The organism is Pseudomonas sp. CG7, assembly GCF_023701885.1.
In the GTDB taxonomy this organism is placed as follows: Bacteria; Pseudomonadota; Gammaproteobacteria; order Pseudomonadales; family Pseudomonadaceae; genus Aquipseudomonas; species Aquipseudomonas zanjanensis.
The window spans coordinates 51,084-76,814 of sequence record NZ_JABAEE010000029.1; the positions used below are offsets into that span (position 1 = coordinate 51,084).

Consider the following 25,731-nt stretch of genomic DNA (forward strand, 5'->3'; position numbering starts at 1 on the left):
TGAGATTTTCAAGGTCTTTAAGGTAATTGGCTATGTACCCCATTGGGAATATCCGGATGGTGACGAGTATGCATTGTATGGTGTTGCCGTCCGTCGAGGTTTTGAGCCTTACGACATGCCTTTAACTCCGCCCTTTGTCAGCGTGCTCTAGGCTATGGCCCGGATGAAGTCATTGCATGACTGCAAGGAAAGTATCGTATGGCGGTTCGGCTGATGGATGGGGTTTATTGGGTTCTCAATGATGACCCGGACATGTCCTATGAAGCCTTTGTGGAAATGAATGAGCAGCTCAAGCCGATCTTGGGGCTGGTCTCGCGGGCATATCTGGGAAAAGCGGGAAAGGGGAGGGATTTATTTAATGGCTCGGTGCTTAAATGAATTTGTCCCCTTTTTTTGCTTGGTGGTTGTCCTGAAGAAGTTTGTTTAATGATTCGCCAAGAGGTGTTCGGTGCGTGGCGATAATGATATTTACAATGATATTGGTGCGATTTTATTCGATGTCGCTCCAAAGGGGGCGTGTAAGGTTGTGATGCGCGCACAGTTGGCGCCGGAATTGGACAGCTGCGAGTATGAATATGATTTCGTAGATGAACAAGGTAATGTGTCCTGGTTTGCCGCTGGAGGGCGTGCAAATACGGATATGCTGAAGCTGTTGGTGGAGCTCCGACATTGGTATTTTGAGAATAAGCTAACGGCAGGTATGTCTGTTTGGAATGGTTGCGAAGTAACGATTGACTTGGTTGAAGGAAAAATCGGGGTTGAATTTATATATTCGCAATGAATGGGGGGGGGAAAGTTGTGAGTCCTAAGTCTTTTTGGGGAATGGGGCGGAGGTCACAATAGAAAAAAGAGATTTGTTGTTTAGGCAAAGAGAAGTGGTGGTGTTGATTTGGTTTCTAAATAAATCTTTCCTCTGTTTTATGAAGTTTTCTGAGGCGAGGTAATGGGAAGGGAAAATGTTGTATTGATCTTGAGCGAGCAGGGCTGGGTTTGTAGCAAGGATGAAGTTGGTGATTATTTTTGTGTCACTGATGTCGGAGGAGTCCAACTGCAGATTATCCCATCTGTGGGTAAGCGCTCGGAACATTTTCGGGTTTCGCTTATTGCCTCCATCTCATCCAAAGAGTTTTCGGAGGCTGTTTCTATCATATTGGGCGATGGCGGTGGTAATGCTCCGGTTATAGTTAGAAATGAAGCTCCGGAAAAACTGTTCAGTTTTTCTAGTGATGATGTTATTAGGCTGTCTGAGAAGGCTATCTCTTGGGCTCGCTCTCAGAGTATTGACGAAGGGCTGGCGGTTTATAGGAGGCTGCCAACTGAAGCTAAAGGTGCAATGCCTATCCGACATTTGGCGGCTCTAGCAATAACAGGTGATACTGGGCGCTTAGAAGAATATAAAAAAAGTTTTGAGAAAGGCGACAGGCTCGGATTTGTGCCTTACATTACTTCCGAAATGATCGAGCGGGCACTTATGATAGCTAAAGAAAGTAAATAATCAAAACTCCATGAATGCAGCAGATATAGAACTATGGTTTTATGCGCGTCCTGACAGAGCTTTATCTATAGATCAGCGGCATGCTGAAGTCATGGATAGGATGTCTCGGATTGGTGCTCTTTTAGGATTCGCAGGTCTTGAGCTACCGTCCACCCCGAGTTGTGGCGACGGGTTGATTGCTACCTATACTGTTAAGCTTCCTATCAGAGGGCTTCGGTTTGTGGGGGACTATGCGTATCGTGGTGATCGATACATATATGAGGATAGGGCCTCCTATGACGAGCACTTGCGTTTTGGATTTAAAGTATCAAACAAGGCTATTGATTATAAGCTTGTTGTGAATGAGCAGTTGCCAAAAGTGATTGAGGCGTTTAAGGGGTGTACTTCAAAGCAGGTGGAAAATAGATCCTGGTTTACTGCTGCCTCTACCAAAAGCTGGAGGGAAGTAGGTATGAAGTCTTTATTGTCCGACTGGTGTGCCTTCTGTGAAGGCAGGGCGGTCTTCGATAAATCTCACTTTTTGGGATTGTTGAAAGCGCAAAGTGGTTCCGAGGAGCTTCGACGGATATTCAGCTATTTTCCGTTTTCGGAAGAGTTGGCTGATAGAACGGAGCGCGTTCTAGCCTCTGGAGATATAGAGAAGTCTCTGTATCTCTTGCCAAGACTTAAAGTTGGAAAGGACGAATTAATTCAGCTAGGCTGGGAGTGGTTCAAGGAGCAAGAAAGAGTGTGCGGGGTGCTCGGTGATTCCGAGGTTCTAAAAATTTGTGAAAGTGCCCAGGTGCTTTTTGTTGATGGTCACGATATAGATCACTGGCTTCAGCAAGATATTCCTCATTATTGGTTGTTTGATGAAATTGGGGATGCAATCAGGGAGAGCAGAGTTTCTGATACCGAGCAGACTTATGCGCTGTTTGAGGCGTTCTATGGATTGGCTGCGGACTACTATCTCGCTTGGTATATTGGGCAGCCGTTGTTTAAATTTGATATTGATTTGGCGTCCTATTTCAAATTCTGGCGGGCTGGCGGAAGGTGTGCTCTCACCGAAAGCGGCTTCTTAGTGGCTAACCAGGAATAAGGCGGTCAGGTTCAGGAAATAAAATTTGGCGTTGAGTTACGGGAGCACAGGTGCGAGACGAAGATTTTGAGTGCTTCATTGGTGTAATGGGTGAGGCTACATCACATCGGCCGGTGCTTGATTCCCAGGTTGCGAAATATAGGGCGGTACTGCCGGACGCGTTGCTCACCTATTGGCAGAAAGAAGGTTGGTGTGGGTATGCCAATGGACTTTTCTGGACGTTGGATCCGGACGATTACAAACACCTGCTCGATACGTGGTTAGCCGATACTGAACTTTCGCAAATAGATAGTTACCACGTTATTGCCCGGAGTGCTTTTGGAACGTTGTATGCTTGGGGCGAGAAATACAATCAGAAAATTGTTGTTTCATGTCCGACGGGGTCTATCGTCGCGTTGATGAATAAACTGAATGTACCTAATAAAACCCCGGATCTAGCCATTCAGACATTTTTCGCTATGTCTGATAAGGAACGTTATGATCTGGAGGATAGTCAAGGTGAGTTTTTATTTGAGCGAGCCCTAGAAAAGTTGGGTGCACTTGACGAGCATGAGGTCTACGGTTTTGAGCAAGCATTGTTTGTTGGAGGGGCGGCTTCGCTGGATCAGTTGGTTAAGTGCAATTTAGAGGTTCACTTAACGAGCCTTCGACAGATGCGTTCCTGAGTGGGCACAGTAAGCGGAAGTGCGTTGTACTAGTGTAAAAGGAGCATATCGAAATGGATGAAATCAACGTCCGGCTTCACCAACACCGGCGCTGGCTGTCACAGTCGGAAGGCCTGACGGCTCAAGAGCTTGATTTTATCGATGAGGATCTGGCCAGCGACTCATTAAGCGGATTGGACAATGTGGCTGACTCGTTGGGGATGCTGGCGACTTATTACGGCATTCGAGGCGAAGTCGCGATCAGTGACGGAGAGGCTTCTGGCTGGGAATACGTCTCGCGCTCGATGATGTACCGTTATTGGGCGCTGATGCTCAAGGCCAGGGCTTTCTCCAAAACGAGTTTTCTTCAAGGCATCCAAACCGTCCCCAATCTGACTAACCAGTTAAGCATTGCTGGGTGCTTGCTGGCCGGGTTGATAGCGGTTGATCGTCGTGATCTGGCTGCATCCGTGGCCGATGTGCTTGCCGGAATGTTGTCCATCAAAGGCGCCGTCGATTCGAGCTATCTTGAACGGCGTCGATTTGAACCTTTCATGCTCTGGCTTTATTCAGTCTATTCGCAAGGTGCTGCGCTTCCGGACATCAAGTCGATGGATCTGGGCATTTATCAAAACGTGATAGACGAATGGACAAATGAGCAAGGGCTAGCTGATGCGTTGGAAGCGCTTTGTCGATATCACTTATCCAACGCTGAAGACAACGGTGGGGCCTGGGACCCTGAGTTCAAGCATGCGCCTTTCGATCTGTTGCCTTTAGAGATCCACGCGATTCTCCAGGTCCGACAGCAACTGGGTTTGACTGCTCCAGCGGTGTCGAGTCCGTTGTTGTCCGCAGAGACGGCTGCGCTAGAAAGCCTCGTCATCGTTCCTGATCAACTTGCTGTCCGGATGGAAACGGCCTACGAGCGTTTCTTCGGGCTTTAGACGCAGGCGCGACCCTTTTTTCAGTTAAGCAATGACATGCGGTGAGCTGAATGAAGTATTACTTATTGCGGGAAGACGTGCAGTTTCCTGAGCGCTGGTACCTGGGCGATATCAAACACTGTAACAACTGGCTCTTCATCGACCCCCCTTCTGAGTACATGGAGCCGTGTACCTACGCCCTCGAGGTTCGTGAGGAAGGTGTGAGTCTGGACTTTTCCTTGGCTGGATATGCCTCTGTGCCGATCCTGAGCGAAAAAGCCAGGGACGCATTGGTGGGCATTCCCGACGTTGATGAACCGTATATGAATGTCGTGCTTGAGCCCGTGACGGTTGCGGGGGAGCACGCTCATGATCGTCATTATGTAGTGATCGTTGAGACCCAAGTGGATTGCGTAGACGAATCACGTTCCGCTTTCAAAAAATATGAGGTCAATGATCCCGTACGACCAGATCGAGCCGGCGAATACAGCGTCTTTCTGAGTCTCGTCATTGATCCTGCCAGGGTTCAGGGAAAACATATTTTTCGGGTCAAGAAACACTTGGGGGCATTGATCGTTAGCGAGGAGGTGAAGCTTCGGCTGGAGCGAGCGGGGCTCACAGGAATGCTATTCGAGGGAGTGAATGGCGAAGGTAAAGTTATTTGCTGATTCGCGAAAGCCAGTAGGCACCCGGCGAGGCAAGAGGCTGAATCGCCTGCTACGGTGGTTGTAAAGAATAGGATTGAGCCGAGGGGGGAGGGCCTTACATCATCCGCTGTGGCGAGGGGATTTATCGTGGCGAGGGATTTATCCCCGCTGGGCTGCGGAGCAGCCCCCTGAGTTTGTGCTCGCGTTGTATCAGTATGATCGGGTGTCTGCTTACTGGGGCCGCTTCGCGACCCAGCGGGGATAAATCCCCTCGCCACAGATTCTTTGTTTGCCATGGCTCTGCGATTGGCAGGTCGTCTGCACTCGGTTTCTCCCACACCTTCTCCTTAACGGAACGCCATCGCCTGCCGATAACCTGATGAGCCCGTTTCTCTCCAGCGTTTCGGCTCGCAATGTGCGTCACGACACAGCCAGGCCAAGCGGGTGCTGAAATCCCTTGAACGGTGCTGGCTGGTGACTATCATCTGCGCGCCTCGGGGTTGTGACACGGCGTTTCGTTGTTATGCCATTGGGTTATTTTTTTACTTGCCTGGACATCCTCGATGCTGGCGTACCACCAAAAAAGCTTTTTGATCGTCGATGATTTCTCGGATTTCCGCAGTTCGATCCGCTCCATGCTGCGTGAGCTGGGCGTCAAGGACGTGGACACCGCCGACACCGGTGAAGTGGCGCTGCGCATGTGCTCGCAGAAGCGCTATGACTTCATCCTGCAGGACTATCACCTGGGCGACGGGCGCAAGAATGGCCAGCAGGTGCTGGAAGACCTGATGGTCGAGAAGTTGATCAGCCATGAAAGTGTCTTCCTCATGGTGACCGCCGAGACCAGTCAGGCGATGGTGCTCAGTGCCCTGGAGCACGAGCCGGATGCGTACCTGACCAAGCCATTCAATCGCTCTGGCCTGGCCCAGCGGCTGGAGCGGCTCGAGCAACGCAAGACCCTGCTCAAGCCGATCCTGCAAGCCCTCGACCGTGGCAAGCCGATGGAAGTGCTCAATGCTTGCATCGCCCTGTGCAAGCAGGACCCGCGCTACGGGCCGTTGTGCCTGCGTTATCGCGCCGATGCGTTGCGCGACCTGAATCAGAATGAAGCCCTTGAGCGGCTGTACAACTCGATCATCGCCGATCGCCCATTACCGTGGGCCTACGCGGGGTTGGGCAAGTTGATGTTCAAGCGCGGCCAGGTGACGCAGGCCAAGGCCGTTTATGAAAAAGCCCTGAAAGTCTTTCCGATGATGCCGGCGTTGTACGACGGCATGGCCGAAGTGTTGATGGCCGAAGGCGACACCAAGCAGGCGCAGCACGTGCTGGAAGAGGCAGTGCGCCTGTCGCCGCTGGCGGTGCGCCGTCAATCGTTGCTGGGCAAGCTGGCGATGACCAACGAAGACTTCGACACGGCGTCCCGGGCCTATCGCCAAGCGGTGGGGCAGGGCGCGCAGTCGCGCTTCAAGGACCCGGAAAGCAACCTCGGCCTGGCCCATGCGCTGATCAGCAAGGGCAGCGAAAAAGGCCTCGACACCCGGACGCGGCTGGAGATCAACACGACCCTCAGCGCCGTGGCGAAGGAGAACCTCAACGACCCCGGATTGCAGGTCCGGGCGCGGTTGATGAAGGCCACGAGCCTGTTGCTCAACGATGCCGAAACCGCCGAAAAGCTCACCGAACAGGCCTTGCAGCGCCTCGATGGCATGGAGCAGTTCATGAGCGCCGAGGCCGCGTTGCTGGTGGCCAAGCAGTTGCAAATGCTTGGCCAGACCAGCGCCGGCGAGTCGATGCTCAAGAACTGCGCGGAGATCTACGGTGATGACCCGACGGTGATGCAAGGCATCGCCAAGCTCACCGACGACCCGAACATCCTCAACCAGGGCAATGCCGCCGCCGAGTTGAATCGCGAGGGCGTGCGGGTCTACAAGACTGGTGCATTGCCGGAGGCGCGAGAGCTGTTCCGCCGCGCCCTGAAGATGCAACCGAAGAACATCAGTATTGCCCTGAACATGGCGCAATCGCTGCTGCATGGCACCGACACCACTGTGGAGTCGGAACTGCTGCAGGAGTGCCGTGCCTGCCTGAAACTGGTGGGCATGATGCCCGATACCGATGCGCGTTTTGCGCGCTATCAAAAACTGCGAAGCAAGGCATTTGGCGATGAATGACAGCGAACAGGCACTCGATTTTTCCACGGTGATCGCGTCGACCGTGCATGACATGAAAAACTCCCTGACCTTGCTCATGCAGGCGCATGGGCAATGGCTCGAGCGCTTGCCCGAATCCGAGCGACAGACCTCGGAGCAGGGCGTCATCGAGTTCGAGTTTGCCCATCTCAACGGTCTCATGGTGCAGTTGCTGGGGTTGTACAAGCTCGGCGTCAACCAGTTGCCACTGCACCCGGCCTACCATGAGCTGGATGACTTCATCGAGGCGCAACTGGCCGGCCATCAGGATGTGTTTCGCAGCCGTGGGATCATGGCCACCTACGACGTCGATCCGCTCAGCCCGCTGGGTTTTTTCGACCGCGAGTTGGTCGCCTCGGTGCTCGACAACTGCATCAATAACGCCATTCGCCATGCGCGCCAGGCACTGTTGATCAGTGTGAGCGACGAAGCCGGGCAACTGGTGCTGACCATCAACGACGACGGCGAGGGTTACCCGCCAGAGATGATCGAGCGTCAGGCCGAGTATGTGCAGGGCATCAACCACAGCAGCGGCAGCACCGGGCTGGGCCTGTATTTCGCCGCGCGGATCGCCGGGTTGCACCAGCGCGGCGGCGTGAGCGGGCGGACCGAGAATGCCAATGGCGGTGTGTTGGGCGGTGGGGGGTTCCGGCTTTACTTGCCCTGAGCGTGCCCTTAAAAAAACACCACAAATCCCCTGTGGGAGCGGGCTTGCTCGCGAAAGCGGTACATCAGTCATACTTGTGCTGACTGACACACCGCTTTCGCGAGCAAGCCCGCTCCCACACTGGACCTCACATTCCCCGCACTCGGTGTTTATTGTTTGTGGGTGCTTGATATTCCGAACAGCCGGAGCCTATTTTGTACGGGTTGCCGTTCGCGGCTCGCACATAACAAGGATTGCGTCATGACGACCGATGGCCAGCGTTCACTCGCGCAGCGACTGACGGGCATTGATGAGATTGAATGTGTCACGCCGGATTTGAATGGCGTGCCGCGGGGCAAGGTGATGACCGCCGAGGGGTTCCTCGAAGGCCGGCGGTTGCAGTTGGCGCGGGGCGTGCTGCTGCAATGCATCATGGGCGGTTATCCGCCGTCGCGTTTCTACGGCAGCGACGACGGCGACCTGGCGCTGGTGGCCGATCCGAAACAGATCCACCGCCTGCCCTGGAGCCAACAGCCCCGTGCCCTGGCGATCTGCGACGCCGACGAACTGACCGGTGAAAGCTCCCGGCTCTCGACACGCGGCCAGCTCAAGGCAGTTGTCGCGCGTTATGCGGCCCTTGGCCTGGCGCCGGTGGTGGCGACCGAGCTGGAGTTCTTCGTATTCGCCCCCAACCCGGACCCGACCCAGCCGTTCCAGCCGCCGATGGGCCTGGATGGACGGCGCGAAGACGGCCAATCGGCGTTCAGCATCAGTTCCAACAATGGCCTGCGCCCGTTCTTCAGCGAAGTCTATGCCTGCATGGCGGCGCTGGGCTTGCCTCGCGACACCTTCATGCACGAAATGGGCGTGAGCCAGTTCGAGATCAATCTGCTGCACGGCGACCCTTTGTTGCTGGCGGACCAGACCTTCCTGTTCAAGCACCTGCTCAAGGAAGTCGCCCTCAAGCACGGCCTGACCGTGGTCTGCATGGCCAAGCCCCTGGCCCACACGCCGGGCAGCTCGATGCATATCCACCAGAGCGTCGTCGAGGCGGACAGTGGCCGCAACGTGTTCAGCGACGAAGCGGGCGAACCGACGGCCACGTTCCGGCATTTCATCGGCGGGCAACAGGCGTGCCTGGCGGACTTCACTGCGTTGTTCGCGCCGAACGTGAATTCCTACCAACGCCTGTGCCATCCGTTCGCTTCGCCGAACAATGCGTGTTGGTCCCATGACAACCGTTCGGCCGGGTTGCGGATTCCCGCCAGCTCGCCGGTGGCCCGACGGGTCGAGAACCGCTTGCCCGGGGCCGATGCCAACCCCTACCTGGCAATTGCCGCCAGCCTGGCCGCCGGGCTGTATGGGATCGAACATCGCCTGGAGCCGAGCGCGGCGATCCAGGGCGAATTCGAAGTGCCAGATAATCTATCGCTGCCATGTACCTTGCATGCCGCCCTGGAGCGTCTGAAGCGTAGTCATCTGGCGAAGGAACTGTTCGGCACGGAGTTCATCGAAGGCTACATCGCCTCCAAGACCCTGGAACTGACCAGTTTCTTTGACGAAATCACGCCCTGGGAGCGGCGTGTCCTCGCGGCCCAGGCCTAACGAACCGTCGCATTCGGGCTATCTTCAACGGATAGCCCTTACTTACCTCAAGGAGCCGCTCGGAACGCCGATGCGCCAAATCTGGAAACCTTTTCGAGCGCTTTATTTCGCCTCGCTGATGATGTTGATCGGCTCGGGCCTCTTGAGTACTTACCTGGCCTTGCGCCTGGCCGCCGACCATGTGGACAGCCTCTGGGTCGGTGCGCTGATGGCCGCCAACTATTTCGGCCTAGTGCTGGGCGGCAAGATCGGTCACCGGCTGATCGCCCGCGTCGGGCACATTCGCGCCTACTCGGCCTGTGCCGGGATCGTCGGGGCGGCGGTGCTGGGCCATGGCCTGGTGAACTGGCTGCCGGCCTGGATCGTGCTGCGGATGATCGTTGGCCTCGGCATGATGTGCCAGTACATGGTCATCGAGAGTTGGCTCAACGAACAGGCCGACGCCAAGCAGCGCGGTGTGGTGTTCAGCGGCTACATGATCGCCTCGTACCTGGGGGTGGTGCTGGGGCAGTTGATCCTGGTCATGCACCCGGCCCTGGGCCTGGAACTGCTGATGCTGGTGGCGCTGTGTTTCGCCCTGTGCCTGGTGCCGGTGGCGCTGACCCGGCGGATTCACCCGGCACCGCTGCATCCGGCACCGATGGAGCCGCGTTTCTTTATAAAACGCGTGCCACAGTCTTTGACCACGGTGTTGGGCTCGGGGCTGATCGTCGGTTCCTTCTACGGTCTGGCGCCGCTCTACGCCTCCCAGCAGGGCCTGAGCACCGAACAGGTCGGCCTGTTCATGGGTAGCTGCATCTTTGCCGGCCTGCTGGTGCAGTGGCCGCTGGGCTGGCTATCGGATCGTTATGACCGGGCACTGTTGATCCGCTGCTTCGCTCTGGCCCTGGCGGTGTGTGCATTGCCCCTGGCCATTTTGTCGAAGGTGCCGCTGGAAATATTGTTCGTCGCGGGGTGCTGCTGTTCGTTGGTGCAGTTTTGCCTGTATCCGCTGGCGGTGGCGTTTTCCAACGACCACGTCGAGGGCGATCGCCGGGTGTCGCTCACGGCGATGCTGTTAGTGACCTACGGCGTGGGCGCCAGTATCGGCCCATTGGTGGCCGGCGTGCTGATGAAGCTGTACGGCAGCCAGATGCTGTATGGCTTCTTCGCTTTGTTTGCGTTGGTGCTCGTGTGGCGGATTCGGCCGAAAGCGGTCACCAATCTGCATCAGGTCGATGATGCACCGCTGCACCATGTGGCCATGCCGGACAACATGACCAGCTCGCCCTTGGTGGCGTGCCTTGATCCAAGGGTCGACGAGCAGGTCGTTCAGGAGCAGATGCAGACATCGCCCAATCCGGACGCGGAGCCTGAGCCAGCCGCCGAAGGCGCTGCGGAAACCGAGGAGCCCGAGGGGCCCAGTTTTACCCAGGCCAGGCCTTGAAACAGGCATAAAAAACGGGCAGTCACCGCAAGGGACTGCCCGTTTTTCATGCCTTGAGGATCAGAGGTCGTCTTTGTCGAAGCGGCGGGCTTCGCGCTGGAGCTGGTAGACGAACCGCTCGACTTGCCGTTGCACCAGGCCGCTGATGTTGTGGAAGCGTACGCCGGCGAACGTAGTGTTGAATCGTTCTTCGAAGTGCAGGTAGCGCAGCTCGACGGGGGCGGTCATGTTGCCAAACGGCAGGGCTGCGACGAAGCGCTCGTACACTTGGCCCAATTGCAGTCGCTCGGTGATATCGCCGTCGAAACGCAACTTGCAACCGGTGGCGGAAATGTCCAGCAGCTTGCCTTCTACGGGGGACTTCATCTTGTCACCGCCCAGTTCAACGCTCACCAGTTGCGCCAGTTTCAGGGCGGCGCGGAAGGCGTTGCGACGTTGGTGGTAGACCACCTCGTCGGGCAGGGCGCCGCGGTAGCAGCGACCGTCGCTGGATTCATCGATGGTCAGCGGGCCCTTGCCATCCCACGCGATGCGCACGCCGTCATGGAAGCCCTCGACGCGAAACGGCTCGCCGGCCAGTAGGAAGCGCTCGCCGTCCCGGGGAATCATTTCATCCAGGGCGATGGAATTGGTCTCGCGATCGACATTGACCAGATAACTCTGAAAGCGCTGGGTACGTTCATGGAACGTAATGATCAGCGGGTCGTGGCTATCTTGCAGCATCCGCAGGTTGCCGGAGATTTCCAGGGGCGTGGTAAGGACCTTGGGTGGCTGCGGAGCATCATCCGCGTTTGAGGCATTGAACACGGTGGGTCAATCTCCAGGCAAAATACGACTACGAATGGCTAGCATTTTGCCAGCATGTTTCGCGCGTTGATAGAGCGAAGGCATAGTTCGTTTCATGCCTGGCTGAGCGGACGGTGCTTGACCATTCTGGCCGTCGAACCGCTGGCGTCATACAGTGTCGGGATCTCGCCGCCGTTGAGAATGCGCAATTGGTTGGCGGTGGCGGCCTGCTGCATCTGGATCGACTGGCCGTTACGGGCGTTGGTCGCCTGGCATTGGGCGAGCAGGTCGTTGAGCACCTTGCTCTGGGACAGCAACTGATCGCCGATCGTCGATTGGCTGGCCAATTGCTCGAGGCCGTCATGATTGGCGGGCAGGTTGAGGCTGGCGAGGATCTCGCTGCGCTTGCGGCCATGCTGGTCGAGCAAGATGATCAGTGCCTGTTTCTGCGCCAGGATGTTTTCCAGCAAAGGCATGTCACGACCGTGCAGGGCCACGGATTCGGCCTGCAATAACTCCAGCAATTGTTGCGCTGGTACGAAGTCGTCGATGATCAGTTGCAATAATTGAGTGTCGTGCATGGCTGGCCTTGGGTCTTAGCGTCCAAAAGCCTGGCGCAGGCGGCGGCCTAGCGCTGGGCTTCGAAGTTGAGCAGTTTGCTGGCTACGCGGTTGCTGTCGACTTTGTAGCTGCCATCGGCGATGGCTGCTTTCAACTCGGCCACGCGGGCGTTGTTGACGACAGGTTGATCGCGCAGCTTGTCAGTGAGCTTCTGCAACTGCTGAGCCTCATTGCTGAGGTGTACCGACTCCCCGTTGCTGACTTCGGCTGGCGTGGACAGCGGCGCGGATTTGTCGGTTTCGACGGTTTCCTTGGTGGCGCTGGTACGCGTAGTGCCTGTCAGCGGTGAAGAGCTGTTTAAACGATTGAAGTCGATGACCATGGTAAAAAACCTCTGGGTATTTGGACGCTTGCCATGTTTTCGGCCATTCCCAAAAAAACTTTAGGCTCATTTATTCAATGAACGTGCGCACGTCTGCGCTTGCCTTTGCATAAGGCACAGTCTAGGGAACACCGGGATCAAGCGCCAGCTTTCTACCTCCTTTACCAGGTCATTACATCGCCACTTCCACTTGGCCTGGGGCCATCACCTGCGCCTTGATGACGCGCTGGGAGTTAAGGTTTTTTACTCGTATCTGTTCACGCATGCCGCCATTGGACAGGGCCTCGCCGGGCATCCGCACGGCCAGGGAACCGCTGCGGGCGGTGATGACCACCTGGTCACCCTTGCGGACCACCTCGGCCTGCTCCAGGTGCACCAGTGTCACGACCTGGTCGGCGACCATTGGTCGGACAAGTTTCTGCCCGATGGCCTGATCGACCGAGGTCAGGAAACCCTGGGTGATCTGGCTGATGTCGCGTTCGCGCAACATGACGTCCTGTGGCTCGACGATCCCGGCCCGCTTGAGCGGACGGGTGGTGGTGACAATTTCCCGGAACAGGCGCACTTGAGCGGGCACGAACACCGTCCAGGGCGCGGCGCTGTCGCAACGGACCTTCACCGTGACGCGCCCCAGGGGCCGGGCCGGGCTCTCCAGGGAAGCAGTCAATTCCTTGTCACACATGGGCATGCGCAGGCGCGGGTCGAGCTGGTTGACTTCGATTTCGTAACGACCTTCGGTTTGACTGGTTGCCAGATAGTCTTCTACGGTGAATTCAAGAAAGCCCTGAGTGACGCCGATAAGGAGATCAGGCAAGGTAACCGGAACCGCCGCAAGGGCAGGACCGCCCGAGGTGAACAGGCAGGCAGCCAACAGTGCACCGAGCCAGTGGCGGCAGTGAGTGGTCAGGCGTCGAGAAAATGTCGTTTGTGCGTTCATGCCGGTTCAATAGCAAGCCCCGTGCCGTTTAGTGATGAATGCGCGTCGGACACATTAGCGTTAGGTAGGAGTCAGGGCATGGCGGGAGTAATGGATTCGGTAAACCAGCGCACTCAGCTGGTCGGTCAGAATCGCCTGGAGCTGTTGTTGTTCCGTCTCGACGGCCAACAAATGTATGGGATCAACGTATTCAAGGTCCGCGAGGTGCTGCAATGCCCCAAGCTGACCCTGATGCCCAAGTCCAGCCCCGTCGTGTGCGGTGTGGCCAATATCCGGGGTGCGACCATCCCGATTCTCGACCTGGCGATGGCGACCGGTTCCGGTCGGCTGCTGGACCAGCGCAATCCGTTTGTGATCATCACCGAGTACAACACCAAGACCCAGGGTTTCCTGGTGCGCTCGGTGGAGCGCATCGTCAACATGAACTGGGAAGAGATCCATCCGCCGCCCAAGGGCACCGGTCGCGATCACTACCTGACGGCGGTGACGCGGGTCGATAACCAGTTGGTGGAAATCATCGACGTGGAGAAAATCCTCGCCGAAGTGGCACCCACGCCGGAAGCGATCTCCGCGGGCGTGGTGGACGCCGAGACCCAGCACAAGGCGATTTCGCTGCGGGTGCTGACCGTCGACGATTCTTCGGTGGCCCGCAAGCAGGTCACTCGTTGCCTGCAAACGGTCGGCGTCGATGTGGTGGCGTTGAACGACGGGCGACAGGCGCTGGATTACCTGCGCAAGCTGGTCGATGAGGGCAAGAAGCCCGAGGAAGAGTTCCTGATGATGATCTCCGACATCGAGATGCCGGAGATGGACGGGTACACCCTGACCTCGGAAATCCGCAGCGACCCGCGTATGCAAAAGCTGCACATCATCTTGCATACTTCGTTGTCCGGTGTTTTCAACCAGGCGATGGTCAAGAAGGTCGGTGCCGACGATTTCCTGGCGAAATTCCGCCCCGATGACCTGGCTTCCCGGGTCGTCGATCGGATCAAGGCAGCCGAATAAAGTAGAGGTCGGGCGCGTTGTGCGTCCGGCAAGTCAACACGAATGAAAGAGGCGGTATCTTGTCTACGGGTAATTTGGATTTCGAACAGTTCCGGGTCTTCCTGGAAAAAGCCTGTGGCATCCTGCTTGGTGAAAACAAGCAGTACCTGGTGTCGAGCCGTCTCAATAAATTGATGGAGCAACAGGGCCTCAAGTCATTGGGCGAGCTGGTGCAGCGTATCCAGACCCAACCGCGCAGCGGCTTGCGCGAGATGGTGGTGGACGCGATGACCACCAACGAAACCTTGTGGTTTCGTGACACCTATCCCTTCGAGGTGCTGAAGAACAAAGTGCTGCCGGCGGCCATCAAGGCCAGCCCGGGCCAGCGCCTGCGGATCTGGTCGGCGGCCTGTTCGTCGGGGCAGGAACCCTATTCGTTGTCGATGTCCATCGATGAGTTCGAGCGGACCAACCTGGGCCAGTTGAAAGGTGGCGTGCAGATCGTTGCCACCGACCTGTCCGGCACCATGCTCAATAACTGCAAGACCGGCGAGTACGACAGCCTGGCCATCGGCCGTGGCCTGTCGCCGGACCGCCTGCAACGCTACTTCGACCCGAAAGGGCCGGGCAAGTGGGTGGTCAAGGCGCCGATCAAGAGCCGGGTCGAGTTCCGTTCGTTCAACCTGCTGGACAGCTACGCCAGCCTGGGCAAGTTCGACATCGTGTTCTGCCGCAACGTGTTGATCTACTTCTCCGCCGAAGTGAAGAAAGACATCCTGCTGCGTATCCATAGCACGCTCAAGCCGGGTGGCTACCTGTTCCTTGGCGCCTCCGAGGCGTTGAACGGTTTGCCGGATCATTACCAGATGGTCCAGTGCAGCCCGGGGATCATCTACCAGGCGAAGTGATTGGCTTGGTTTCAGAAAAAACGGGAGTCCCATGGGGCTCCCTTTTTTTTTGCCCGCTGTTTTTCATTCACCCGCGTCCCCTGTGGGAGCGAGCTTGCTCGCGATAGCGGTATTGCAGACGACATCAATCTTGACTGACACACCGCCATCGCGAGCAAGCTCGCTCCCACATTTGCTCCCCATTGCCTGGCGAAAGCGGCAGAAAAGCGGCAGCCAGCGGAAGCCGATTGCCGCTTTTCTGGCATTGCCGCTTTGCCGATCCCCGCAAAGCCCCGGTTTACGGGGCTTCTGAAAGTGGCACGACGCTTGCTAAAGCCATCGTACGTACATTCTGGTCACCCAAAGGTTTCCGACATGAGCATCAGCTTCGATAAAGCGCTCGGTATCCACGAACAGGCCCTGAGCTTCCGCGCCCAACGTGCCGAAGTCCTGGCCAACAACATTGCCAACGCCGACACCCCGAACTACAAGGCGCGTGACCTGGACTTCTCCAAGGTGCTCGCCGAGCAGAACGAGAAGACCAAGAACGGCCACTTCGCCTTGAACATGACCAACAATCGTCATATCGAAGCCGAAGGCGTGGGCAGCGGCGACGAATCGCTGATGTATCGCACGCCGATGCAGCCGTCGATCGACCAGAACACCGTGGACGCTCAACTGGAACAGTCCAACTACGCGGAAAACTCCGTGAACTTCCAGGCCAGCTTCACCCTGCTCAACAGCAAGTTCAAAGGGCTGGTATCGGCCCTGCGTGGAGAATAAGCCATGTCGATCGCTAGCGTATTCAACATTGCCGGCAGTGCCATGAGTGCCCAGACCACTCGCCTGAACACCGTCGCCAGTAACATCGCCAACGCCGAGACCGTTTCGTCGAGCATCGACCAGACCTACCGTGCCCGCCACCCGGTATTCGCCACCATGTTCCAGGGCGGCCAGTCCGGCGGCAGCGACTCGCTGTTCCAGGACCAGGACGCGGCGGGGCAGGGCGTGCAGGTGCTCGGCGTGGTCGAAGACCAGAGCAACCTCGAAGCACGTTATGAGCCGAATCATCCGGCCGCGGACGCCAAGGGTTACGTCTACTACCCGAACGTCAACGTCGTCGAAGAAATGGCCGACATGATTTCCGCCAGTCGTTCGTTCCAGACCAACGCCGAAATGATGAACACCGCCAAAGCCATGATGCAGAAGGTCCTGACCCTCGGTCAGTGATAAGGGGCGAGTCACATGAGCGTTACCAACACTACCAGCGGTTTGAGCCTCAACGAGATTCTGGCCAACTCCTCGGTCAAGACCAACACCACGACCGATGGCCTGGGCGCAGCGACCACCGCTGCCACCGGCAAGAAGGAATTGGGCAAGGATGCGTTCCTGCAACTGCTCGTGACCCAGCTGAAAAACCAGAACCCGCTGGAGCCACAGGATAACGGCGAGTTCGTTGCCCAGTTGGCGCAATTCAGCAGCCTGGAAGGCATCACCACGCTCAACGACACCGTCAGCGGCATCGCTGGCAACTACAACTCGTCCCAGGCGCTGCAGGCTTCGTCCCTGGTCGGTCGGTCGGTGATCGCGCCCGGTGACAAGGCCGTGGTCGACACCTCCAAGAGCCTCAACGGCACGGTGGTGGTACCAGCATCGGTGTCCTCCGTCGCCGTCAAGATCGTGGACAAGGACGGCAAGACCGTTCGCACCATCGACCTGGGCAGTCAGAACGCCGGCAATTCCGCCTTCATCTGGGATGGCAAGAACGATGCGGGCACGGTCGTTGAATCGGGCACTTACACCTTCGCGGCCTCGACCACCATCGATGGCAAGGCCACGTCGCTGATCACCAACCTGCCGGCCACGGTCAGCAGCGTGACGATCAGCCAGACGGGCGGTGAGCTGATGCTCAACCTGGCCGGGCTGGGCAGCATTGCCCTGTCCAAAGTACAAACTATTGGTATGTAGAGCCGACTAACCGGCAAAAGGAGTCAACATGTCTTTCAACATCGGCCTTAGCGGTCTCTATGCAGCCAACAAACAGCTGGACGTGACCGGCAACAACATCGCCAACGTGGCGACCACCGGTTTCAAATCGTCCCGTGCGGAATTCGAAGACGTCTACTCGGCCACCAAGCTGGGTTCGGGCAGCAAGACCGTCGGCAACGGCGTGCGCCTGGCCAACGTTTCCCAGCAATTCGGCCAGGGTGACGTGAACAACACCGGCAACGTGCTGGACATGGGCATCCAGGGCCAGGGCTTCTTTGTCCTGAGCAACGACGGTTCCCTGAGCTACACCCGTGCCGGTACGTTCAAGACCGACAAGGAAGGCTTCATCACCAACAGCGATGGCACCTCGCGCCTGCAGGGCTATGGCGTGGATGCCAACGGCAAGATCCAGAACGGCATCCTGACCGACCTGCGCATCGACACCTCGAACCTGCCGCCAACCGCCACCAGCCTGGTATCGTCGACCATCAACCTGAACTCGACAGCGACGCCGATCACTGCCGCGTTCAATCCGGCCGACACCGCTACCTTCACCAAGCAGTTCACCACCCCGATCTACGACACCCAGGGTAACCAGCACTCGATGGACCAGTACATGGTCAAGACGGCTGGCAACACTTGGAATGTCTACACCTTGATCGACGGCCGTAACCTCAACGGCACCGCACCGACCACGACTGGTGCGACCGCGCCTGTTCCTTCGACCATGATCTTCGATTCGAGCGGCAGATTGACCACGGTCACCACTCCGCCAGCGACCGTCAACAGCGATCTGGTATTGACCGGCTGGGTTCCGGGCACCGTGACCAACGGGACATGGACCGCCAACGGCGCTTCCAGCGCACCGACCATTACGATTTCCATGGGCAACACCACCCAGTTCAACGCCGACACTGCCCGCTCGATCCCAACCCAGAACGGCTACGCCACCGGCCAGATCACCAACCTGACCATCGACGGCAGCGGCGTCTTGCTGGCCAACTTCAGCAACAACCAGACCAAGCCGATCGGCCAGCTCGCCCTCGCCAGCTTCACCAATGAGCAGGGCCTGCAGCCTGTAGGCGGCACCAGCTGGAAAGAAACCTTCGCCTCGGGCATCCCGGGCTACGATGCGCCACAGACCGGTACCCTGGGTTCGATCGTCTCCAACTCCTTGGAAGAGTCCAACGTCAACCTGACCAACGAACTGGTCGAGCTGATCAAGGCGCAAAGCAACTACCAGGCGAACGCCAAGACCATCTCCACCCAGAGCACCATCATGCAGACCATCATTCAGATGGCTTGATGTCGATGGCTGTTTGAAGGCTGCACAAGGAGCCCCCTCGCAAGAGGGGCTTTTTTGTGGGCGGCTATTTTGTGTTGCCTGTCCCGGCCTCTTCGCGAGCAGGCTCGCTCCCACATTGGGACCTGTGTACACATATCCCTGTGGGAGCGAGCCTGCTCGCGAAAGCGGTAGGTCAATCAGCACCTTATCCCAGGCAAAAGAAAACCCCCGATAAACCAGCGGTCTATCGGGGGCTTCTTCAGCGGGCGCTTTTACACGCCCACCCGCTCAGCTTATTGGCAAGCTTCGCAATCCGGCTCGTCGATCGCGCAGGCCTTCGGCACTGGCGCAGGTCCGGCTGGAGCAGCCAGGACCGAATCGTCACCGTGGTTGCCGCCGCTGGAAACCGCGTTCAGCTTGCCGGTGTTGATGGTCGACTTCTCGGTGCTGGTGGCGGCCAGGGCACGGAGGTAGTAGGTGGTTTTCAGGCCACGGTACCAGGCCATGCGGTAGGTCACGTCCAGCTTCTTGCCCGAAGCGCCGGCGATGTACAGGTTCAGCGACTGAGCCTGGTCGATCCACTTCTGGCGACGGCTGGCGGCGTCGACGATCCACTTGGTGTCCACTTCGAACGCGGTCGCGTAGAGCGCCTTGAGCTCTTGCGGGATGCGTTCGATCTGCTGCACCGAACCGTCGTAGTACTTCAGGTCGTTGATCATGACCGAGTCCCACAGGCCGCGAGCCTTGAGGTCGCGAACCAGGTACGGGTTGATCACGGTGAATTCGCCCGACAGGTTCGATTTCACATACAGGTTCTGGTAGGTCGGTTCGATCGACTGCGACACGCCAGTGATGTTGGCGATGGTGGCGGTCGGTGCGATGGCCATGATGTTGGAGTTACGGATGCCTTTCTGCACACGGGCGCGAACCGGTGCCCAGTCCAGGGATTCGTTCAGGTCGACGTCGATGTACTTCTGGCCGCGCTGGGCGATCAGGATCTGTTGCGAGTCCAGCGGCAGGATGCCCTGGGACCACAGCGAACCCTGGAACGTCTCATAGGCGCCACGCTCGTCGGCCAGGTCGCAGGAAGCCTGGATCGCGTAGTAGCTGACCGCTTCCATGGACTTGTCGGCGAACTCGACCGCAGCGTCCGAACCATACGGGATGTGCTGCAGGTACAGCGCGTCCTGGAAGCCCATGATGCCCAGGCCCACCGGCCGGTGCTTGAAGTTGGAGTTCTTCGCTTGCGGCACCGAGTAGTAGTTGATGTCGATCACGTTGTCGAGCATGCGCACGGCGGTGTTCACGGTGCGTTGCAGCTTGGCGGTGTCCAGCTTGCCGTCGACGATGTGGTTCGGCAGGTTGATCGAGCCCAGGTTGCAGACCGCGATCTCGTCCTTGTTGGTGTTCAGGGTGATCTCGGTGCACAGGTTCGAGCTGTGGACCACGCCCACGTGCTGCTGCGGGCTGCGCAGGTTGCACGGGTCCTTGAAGGTCAGCCATGGGTGGCCGGTCTCGAACAGCATCGACAGCATCTTGCGCCACAGGTCTTTGGCCTGGACGACTTTGAACAGCTTGATCTTGTTGTACTCGGTCAGGGCTTCGTAGTACTCGTAGCGCTCTTCGAAAGCCTTGCCGGTCAGGTCGTGCAGGTCCGGCACTTCGGATGGCGAGAACAGGGTCCACTTGCCGTCATCGAAGACGCGCTTCATGAACAGGTCCGGGATCCAGTTGGCGGTGTTCATGTCGTGGGTGCGACGACGGTCATCACCGGTGTTCTTGCGCAGCTCGATGAACTCTTCGATGTCCATGTGCCAGGTTTCCAGGTAGGCACAGACCGCGCCCTTGCGCTTGCCGCCCTGGTTGACCGCAACGGCGGTGTCGTTGACCACTTTGAGGAACGGCACGACGCCCTGGGATTTGCCGTTGGTGCCCTTGATGTACGAGCCCAATGCGCGAACCGGGGTCCAGTCGTTACCCAGGCCACCGGCGAATTTCGACAGCATGGCGTTGTCGTGGATCGCGCCGTAGATGCCCGACAGGTCGTCCGGAACGGTGGTCAGGTAGCAGCTCGACAGCTGCGGACGCAGGGTGCCGGCGTTGAACAGGGTCGGGGTCGAGGCCATGTAGTCGAAGGACGACAACAGGTTGTAGAACTCGATCGCACGGTCTTCACGCTGCTTCTCTTCGATGGCCAGGCCCATGGCCACGCGCATGAAGAAGATCTGCGGCAGTTCGAAACGCACGCCATCCTTGTGGATGAAGTAACGGTCGTACAGGGTTTGCAGGCCCAGGTAGGTGAACTGCTGGTCGCGCTCGTGGTTGATCGCCTTGCCGAGTTTTTCCAGGTCGAATTCGGCCAGGACCGGGTTCAGCAATTCGAATTCGATACCCTTGGCGACGTAGGCTGGCAGGGCCTTGGCATACAGGTCGACCATTTCGTGGTGGGTCGCGCTCTCGGCGACTTCCAGGAAGCTCAGGCCTTCGGCACGCAGGGTGTCCATCAGCAGGCGGGCGGTCACGAAGGAGTAGTTCGGCTCGCGTTCCACCAGGGTCCGCGCGGTCATCACCAACGCGGTGTTGACGTCCTTGAGGGCGACGCCGTCATAGAGGTTCTTCAGGGTTTCGCGCTGGATCAGGTCGCCATCGACTTCTTCCAGGCCTTCGCAGGCCTCGGTGACGATGGTGTTCAGGCGGCCCATGTCCAGCGGCGCGAGGCTGCCGTCGGCGCGTGCGATGCGGATCGAAGGGTGGGCCTGGACCGGGGCGTCGGCAGGGGAGCGGGTAGCACGCTCCTTGGCGCGGGAGTCACGGTAGATCACGTAGTCGCGGGCCACTTTCTGCTCGCCGGCACGCATCAGGGCCAGTTCGACCTGGTCCTGGATTTCTTCGATGTGGATGGTGCCGCCCGACGGCATGCGACGCTTGAAGGTCGCGGTGACCTGTTCGGTCAGGCGGGCCACGGTGTCGTGGATTCGCGACGAAGCGGCAGCGGTGCCGCCCTCAACTGCGAGGAACGCTTTGGTGATGGCGACGGTGATCTTGTCATCGGTGTAAGGAACGACAGTGCCGTTACGCTTGATCACACGCAGTTGGCCCGGCGCGGTGGCGGACAGATCCGGGCTCGAATCGGCGGCCAGCGGCGCGGTGCCCTGCGGGTTCTCGCGAGTTGTGTCGGTGTGCATGGGTGTCTCCACGTTCTCTATGTTTGTTTGGGCACCATCACGGTGCCCACCGTTCCGTCCTGAAGCACTACAACCGACTGGCGCCGGGCATAACAACTTCGGGACAGTAGGAAGCAGGCGTTTAATGCCGCTTCCATCCGAAGTTCTCAGGTTGCGAGCGGGGCTCGAAACCGGGTTGCCGGGGTGGCAGCAATTGACTGCAACACCCGTACCGTTTCGGTCGTTTCGGACCTTGAAACAGTTGCCATCCGCAGGGGCGGTCTGGGCTTGGGGAAATGCGATGTTTCAGTTGGACAGAAGCAAGAAAAGCGCTTGAATTCTCTGTCCGACTTGTGTTTGGTTTTTGGCCTGAAACCCTACATGTAGGGTTTTTTGCGCGGCGGGCTACAAGATAATGCGTTTTGGGGGGGTATGCAACGTACTACCTGTGGATAAGCCTGTGCGTAATTTGTGTGCGAAACGTGGAACAGCTCTGTAGGCCGCGACCTAGCTGGAGTGGACCTTTTTTCAGCGGTTTCGACGATTCGAAAACAGCTTGAAGGTTTTTGCGGGCGCGGACGTTACCACAGAAAACCCACCCGATCGAAACGCATTTGTCTGCTTGTTTTCTGCGCAGGCGACGTTTATACAATCGGCCCATGCATGGGTGTGTTTATCCTCCTTTAACATGACAAAAAGATGGGGGAGCTGTATCCGAATAGCTGAAGCGGGCACTTTGTGGCGAGGGAGCTTGCTCCCGCTCGAGTGCGCAGCGCTCGCAAGTTTTTGGGGCCGCTTCGCAGCCCAGCGGGAGCAAGCTCCCTCGCCACAGGGTTTTGTGCTGATCCTTCCTTTTTTATTCGCAGCAAGACGAGGCCCCAGTGGAACAAGAAGCCTGGCAGGTATTGATCGTCGAGGATGACCAGCGTCTGGCCGAGCTGACCCGGGAATACCTCGAAAGCAACGGATTGCGTGTCGCCATCGAAGGCGACGGCGCGGTGGCGGCGGCGCGGATCATTGCCGAGCAGCCGGACCTGGTGGTCCTCGACCTGATGCTGCCCGGCGAAGACGGCCTGAGCATTTGCCGTAAAGTGCGCCAGCAGTATGACGGGCCGATCCTGATGCTCACCGCTCGCACCGACGACACCGATCAGATCCAAGGCCTGGACCTGGGCGCCGATGACTACGTCTGCAAGCCGGTTCGCCCGCGTCTGCTCTTGGCGCGCATCCAGGCCCTGCTGCGGCGCAGCGAGCCGGAGCCGAGTACGGCGCAGAAGCCGCGGCGCCTGCAATTCGGCCCGCTGGTGGTCGACGATGCCCTGCGCGAAGCCTGGTTGCAGGGCAACGGTATCGAGCTGACCAGCGCCGAATTCGACCTGTTGTGGCTGCTGGTGTCCAATGCCGGGCGCATCCTGTCCCGGGAAGAAATCTTCACCGCCCTGCGCGGCATTGGTTATGACGGCCAGGACCGTTCCATCGACGTGCGCATTTCGCGCATCCGCCCCAAGATCGGCGACGACCCGGACCATCCACGGCTGATCAAGACCATCCGCAGCAAGGGCTACCTGTTCGTTCCTGAAGCTTGCGTAGACCTGGCGCCGTGAATTCGATCTTCCTGCGTATTTACGGCGGCATGTGCGCCGCGCTGGTGTTGGTGGCGGTCCTCGGTGTGCTGGCCCTGCACCTGCTCAACCAGACCCGCGGCGAGCAATACCGCGAGCGCCTGGCCCACGGCACGTTTTCGTTGATGGCCGACAACCTGCGGCCGATGAACGACACCGAGCGCCGCCGGGCGCTGGCAGTGTGGGAGCGCCTGCTGGGCATTCCCCTGGCGTTGCAGACCTTCACCCAGACCGACCTTGACCTCGGCCAGCGCACCCGTGTGCTGCGCGGCCAGGCGCTGGTCGAGCAGACCGGGCCGCACGCGGCAAAAGTCTACCGGTTGGTCAATGATGCCGAGCAATTGATGTTGGTGGGGGAGGTCCAGCAGATCAGCGAGCAACTGGCCCGCGCGACCATTTACCTGTTGGCCGACGAACTGGTGCGTTACCCGGTGGCCGAGCAACCCAAGCGGTTGGCGCAACTGGAGCAGGAAAAAGGCTTTGGTTTCGACCTGCGACTCATGACCGCCGAGCAGGCTGACATGGACGAAGACCAGCGCCGTCGGGTGTCCGAGGGCGATACGGTGATGGCCCTGGGCAAGGGCGGCGACTCCATCCGGGTCTTCGCTGGCATGGTCGGTACGCCGTGGGTACTGGAGATCGGCCCGCTGTACCAGATGAACCCTTATCCGCCGCAATGGCTGGTGTTGATCGCGGCGCTGGGCTTGAGTCTGATCGGCTTGATCGTCTATCTGTTGGTGCGTCAGTTGGAGCGACGGTTGCGTGGCCTGGAATCGGCCGCCACCCAGATCGCCCAGGGCAGCCTGGAAACCCGGGTGCCCGCCCGAGGCGCCGACTCGGTCGGGCGACTGGCTGCGGCGTTCAACGGCATGGCCGAACACCTGCAGCAACTGTTGGCGATCCAGCGCGAGCTGGTGCGGGCGGTGTCCCACGAATTGCGCACCCCGGTGGCGCGCCTGCGCTTCGGCCTGGAAATGCTCGGCAGCGCCACCACGCCCCAGGCCCGGGACAAATACCTGGCGGGCATGGACCACGACATCGAAGACCTGGATCGGCTTGTGGACGAACTGCTCACCTACGCGCGACTGGAACAAGGTTCACCGGCCTTGAATTTCCAGCGGGTGGATCTGGATGCGCTGGTCAATCAGGTGATCGATGAACTGGGACCGTTGCGGGCCGGGCTCACCGTTGAACGCGGTCTCTGCCTGTCGGCCGCTGATTGCGACGGCGCCTGGGTCGAGGCCGAGCCACGCTTCCTGCATCGCGCGTTGCAGATTCTGGTGGGCAATGCCATGCGCCACGCCCATTCCAAGGTCACGGTCAGTTACCAGGTGGGCCAGTTGCGCTGCCGGGTGGATGTGGAAGACGACGGGCCCGGCGTGCCGGAAGCGGCGTGGGAGCGAATTTTCAAGCCGTTCCTGCGCCTGGACGACAGTCGCGCCCGTGCGTCGGGCGGCCATGGGCTGGGGTTGTCGATCGTGCGGCGGATCCTCCCCTGGCACGACGGCAGGGCGCTGATCGGCAAGAGCAAGAGCCTGGGTGGGGCGTGGTTCAGCTTGAGTTGGCCGAGGCATCAGGACAGGTCTTGATATATGCGGCGCCTGTGCTGGCCTCATCGCGAGCAAGCTCGCTCCCACAGTGGATTTATGTTGTGGCCAAAACTTGAGGCCATCCCAAATAATCCTGTGGGAGCGAGCTTGCTCGCGATGAGGCCCTCCCAGACACCAAAAAATCTCAGGCCCTGATCCCCACCAGGCTCAACAGCTGCCCATCCTTCACCCCAAACTGCGCCTGCAATTCACTGCCATGGTGCCATTCGGTCGACAGGTCCGTCAGCAAGCGCAGCCGCACCTGGCCGTCATGTGTCCAGTCCAGCACCTCGGCATGCTCGAAATAAAAACGCTGCCTGACAATGGGGTACAGCGCCTTGAACAGACTTTCCTTCACTGAAAAGGTCAGGGTCACCAACAAGGCCTGGTCATCACGGGCGAGCCGGGTCATGCGTTGCAGCTCTGGCGAGGTCAGGATTTCACCGGCCAGGCGTTCGGCGCGTTCGGGGTCGAGCAGGTTCTCCACGTCCATGCCCAAGCCTTGCCAGTGTTCTTTTTTCGCGACGATGGCCGCTGCCCGGCCCGTGCTGTGGGTGATCGAGCCGCTGATATGCGCCGGCCACACCGGGGCGCGGTCTTCGCCAATGGCCGGTACGCAAATCTGGCCGTCGAGTCGCTGCAACGCCGCCCGAGCGCAGATCCGCCCGGCCAGGAACTCTGCCTGACGCTTGGCCACTGAACGCTGGATGCTCGCCGGCGGCTCGATGACGCTGTTGGTGAAGTCGGCGCCCACCAGCAACAACGGGTCGAAGCGGGTGCTCAGCAGCACCGTATCGGGCAGGGCGTCGGGCAATAGCCAGTGCTCATCCAGGGGCGAGCAACAGCCGGGGAGGGTGGGGAGTGTCGTGATGCCGGGCATTGTGCAGTGTTG

At 58.7% G+C, this 25,731-nt stretch carries 25 protein-coding genes; 19 read left to right on the plus strand and 6 right to left on the minus strand.

Going from position 1 to position 25,731, the window contains the following annotated elements; all coding sequences use genetic code 11:
- Nucleotides 1–198: 198 nt before the first annotated feature.
- The 11 genes from HGO40_RS13980 to HGO40_RS14030 all read left to right on the plus strand — a co-directional run bounded on the left by HGO40_RS13980 (nt 199) and on the right by HGO40_RS14030 (nt 10,653).
- A complete protein-coding gene (locus tag HGO40_RS13980) occupies nt 199–378 on the plus strand; it encodes a hypothetical protein (protein WP_250963471.1) in 180 nt (59 codons plus the stop codon).
- 70 nt (nt 379–448) lie between these two features.
- Nucleotides 449–781 carry a hypothetical protein gene (locus HGO40_RS13985; RefSeq protein ID WP_250963472.1) on the plus strand — a complete coding sequence of 111 codons (333 nt, stop codon included), beginning with the start codon at nt 449–451 and terminating at the stop codon, nt 779–781.
- A gap of 162 nt (nt 782–943) precedes the next feature.
- Complete coding sequence (locus HGO40_RS13990; RefSeq protein ID WP_250963473.1) at nt 944–1,495, plus strand: DUF6990 domain-containing protein; 552 nt, start codon at nt 944–946, stop codon at nt 1,493–1,495.
- 10 nt (nt 1,496–1,505) lie between these two features.
- Entirely contained in the window at nt 1,506–2,573 is a 1,068-nt protein-coding gene (locus HGO40_RS13995; protein WP_250963474.1) for a hypothetical protein, read from the plus strand.
- A gap of 50 nt (nt 2,574–2,623) precedes the next feature.
- Nucleotides 2,624–3,238: a GAD-like domain-containing protein gene (locus HGO40_RS30665; RefSeq protein ID WP_250963475.1), complete on the plus strand. Its 615-nt coding sequence runs from the start codon at nt 2,624–2,626 to the stop codon at nt 3,236–3,238.
- A 53-nt stretch (nt 3,239–3,291) separates the two neighbouring features.
- On the plus strand, nt 3,292–4,161 hold the full coding sequence (locus tag HGO40_RS14005) for a hypothetical protein (RefSeq protein ID WP_250963476.1): 870 nt from the start codon (nt 3,292–3,294) through the stop codon (nt 4,159–4,161).
- Between the two features lie 50 nt (nt 4,162–4,211).
- Nucleotides 4,212–4,808 (plus strand): imm11 family protein, encoded by a 597-nt coding sequence (locus tag HGO40_RS14010; RefSeq protein WP_250963477.1) that lies wholly within the window; start codon nt 4,212–4,214, stop codon nt 4,806–4,808.
- 542 nt (nt 4,809–5,350) lie between these two features.
- Nucleotides 5,351–6,958 (plus strand): tetratricopeptide repeat-containing response regulator, encoded by a 1,608-nt coding sequence (locus HGO40_RS14015; protein WP_186707053.1) that lies wholly within the window; start codon nt 5,351–5,353, stop codon nt 6,956–6,958.
- Entirely contained in the window at nt 6,951–7,643 is a 693-nt protein-coding gene (locus HGO40_RS14020; protein WP_250963478.1) for a sensor histidine kinase, read from the plus strand. The genes HGO40_RS14015 and HGO40_RS14020 overlap by 8 nt, the downstream gene beginning before the upstream one ends.
- 342 nt (nt 7,644–7,985) lie before the next feature.
- Complete coding sequence (locus HGO40_RS14025; protein WP_250963487.1) at nt 7,986–9,227, plus strand: glutamine synthetase family protein; 1,242 nt, start codon at nt 7,986–7,988, stop codon at nt 9,225–9,227.
- A 70-nt stretch (nt 9,228–9,297) separates the two neighbouring features.
- The gene (locus HGO40_RS14030) at nt 9,298–10,653 is read left to right on the plus strand and encodes an MFS transporter (RefSeq protein WP_250963479.1); all 1,356 of its coding nucleotides are present in this window, start codon (nt 9,298–9,300) and stop codon (nt 10,651–10,653) included.
- A gap of 60 nt (nt 10,654–10,713) precedes the next feature.
- On the opposite strand, the gene HGO40_RS14035 is transcribed toward HGO40_RS14030, so the two are convergent.
- From HGO40_RS14035 to flgA, 4 genes are all read right to left on the minus strand, one after another.
- Nucleotides 10,714–11,460: a flagellar regulator YcgR PilZN domain-containing protein gene (locus HGO40_RS14035; protein WP_186707051.1), complete on the minus strand. Its 747-nt coding sequence runs from the start codon at nt 11,458–11,460 to the stop codon at nt 10,714–10,716.
- Between the two features lie 92 nt (nt 11,461–11,552).
- Nucleotides 11,553–12,020: a flagella synthesis protein FlgN gene (locus HGO40_RS14040; protein ID WP_250963480.1), complete on the minus strand. Its 468-nt coding sequence runs from the start codon at nt 12,018–12,020 to the stop codon at nt 11,553–11,555.
- 47 nt (nt 12,021–12,067) lie between these two features.
- Complete coding sequence (gene flgM / locus HGO40_RS14045) at nt 12,068–12,382, minus strand: flagellar biosynthesis anti-sigma factor FlgM (protein WP_186707049.1); 315 nt, start codon at nt 12,380–12,382, stop codon at nt 12,068–12,070.
- A gap of 172 nt (nt 12,383–12,554) precedes the next feature.
- On the minus strand, nt 12,555–13,319 hold the full coding sequence (flgA, locus tag HGO40_RS14050) for a flagellar basal body P-ring formation chaperone FlgA (RefSeq protein ID WP_250963481.1): 765 nt from the start codon (nt 13,317–13,319) through the stop codon (nt 12,555–12,557).
- 78 nt (nt 13,320–13,397) lie between these two features.
- On the opposite strand from flgA, the gene HGO40_RS14055 reads away from it, so the two are divergent.
- The 6 genes from HGO40_RS14055 (at nt 13,398) to flgE (ending at nt 18,485) form a co-directional block, all read left to right on the plus strand.
- Nucleotides 13,398–14,324 carry a chemotaxis protein CheV gene (locus tag HGO40_RS14055; protein WP_250963482.1) on the plus strand — a complete coding sequence of 309 codons (927 nt, stop codon included), beginning with the start codon at nt 13,398–13,400 and terminating at the stop codon, nt 14,322–14,324.
- A gap of 59 nt (nt 14,325–14,383) precedes the next feature.
- A complete protein-coding gene (gene cheR, locus HGO40_RS14060) occupies nt 14,384–15,211 on the plus strand; it encodes a protein-glutamate O-methyltransferase CheR (RefSeq protein ID WP_003178919.1) in 828 nt (275 codons plus the stop codon).
- A gap of 354 nt (nt 15,212–15,565) precedes the next feature.
- Complete coding sequence (gene flgB, locus HGO40_RS14070) at nt 15,566–15,973, plus strand: flagellar basal body rod protein FlgB (RefSeq protein ID WP_186707045.1); 408 nt, start codon at nt 15,566–15,568, stop codon at nt 15,971–15,973.
- 3 nt (nt 15,974–15,976) lie between these two features.
- Nucleotides 15,977–16,420 carry a flagellar basal body rod protein FlgC gene (gene flgC / locus HGO40_RS14075; protein WP_250963483.1) on the plus strand — a complete coding sequence of 148 codons (444 nt, stop codon included), beginning with the start codon at nt 15,977–15,979 and terminating at the stop codon, nt 16,418–16,420.
- A 15-nt stretch (nt 16,421–16,435) separates the two neighbouring features.
- A complete protein-coding gene (gene flgD, locus HGO40_RS14080; protein ID WP_250963484.1) occupies nt 16,436–17,158 on the plus strand; it encodes a flagellar hook assembly protein FlgD in 723 nt (240 codons plus the stop codon).
- A gap of 28 nt (nt 17,159–17,186) precedes the next feature.
- Nucleotides 17,187–18,485 carry a flagellar hook protein FlgE gene (flgE, locus tag HGO40_RS14085; RefSeq protein ID WP_250963485.1) on the plus strand — a complete coding sequence of 433 codons (1,299 nt, stop codon included), beginning with the start codon at nt 17,187–17,189 and terminating at the stop codon, nt 18,483–18,485.
- Nucleotides 18,486–18,757: 272 nt separating this feature from the next.
- On the opposite strand, the gene HGO40_RS14090 is transcribed toward flgE, so the two are convergent.
- Entirely contained in the window at nt 18,758–21,649 is a 2,892-nt protein-coding gene (locus tag HGO40_RS14090; RefSeq protein WP_053124363.1) for a ribonucleoside-diphosphate reductase subunit alpha, read from the minus strand.
- Between the two features lie 860 nt (nt 21,650–22,509).
- Here HGO40_RS14090 and HGO40_RS14095 point away from each other — a divergent pair.
- Complete coding sequence (locus HGO40_RS14095) at nt 22,510–23,232, plus strand: response regulator (RefSeq protein ID WP_186707042.1); 723 nt, start codon at nt 22,510–22,512, stop codon at nt 23,230–23,232.
- Complete coding sequence (locus HGO40_RS14100; RefSeq protein WP_250963486.1) at nt 23,229–24,839, plus strand: ATP-binding protein; 1,611 nt, start codon at nt 23,229–23,231, stop codon at nt 24,837–24,839. Before HGO40_RS14095 ends, HGO40_RS14100 begins: the two co-directional genes overlap by 4 nt.
- Nucleotides 24,840–24,984: 145 nt before the next feature.
- Here the strand turns inward: HGO40_RS14100 and HGO40_RS14105 are convergent, their stop codons facing one another.
- Nucleotides 24,985–25,710 carry a 4'-phosphopantetheinyl transferase family protein gene (locus HGO40_RS14105; RefSeq protein WP_250963488.1) on the minus strand — a complete coding sequence of 242 codons (726 nt, stop codon included), beginning with the start codon at nt 25,708–25,710 and terminating at the stop codon, nt 24,985–24,987.
- Nucleotides 25,711–25,731 lie beyond the last annotated feature (21 nt).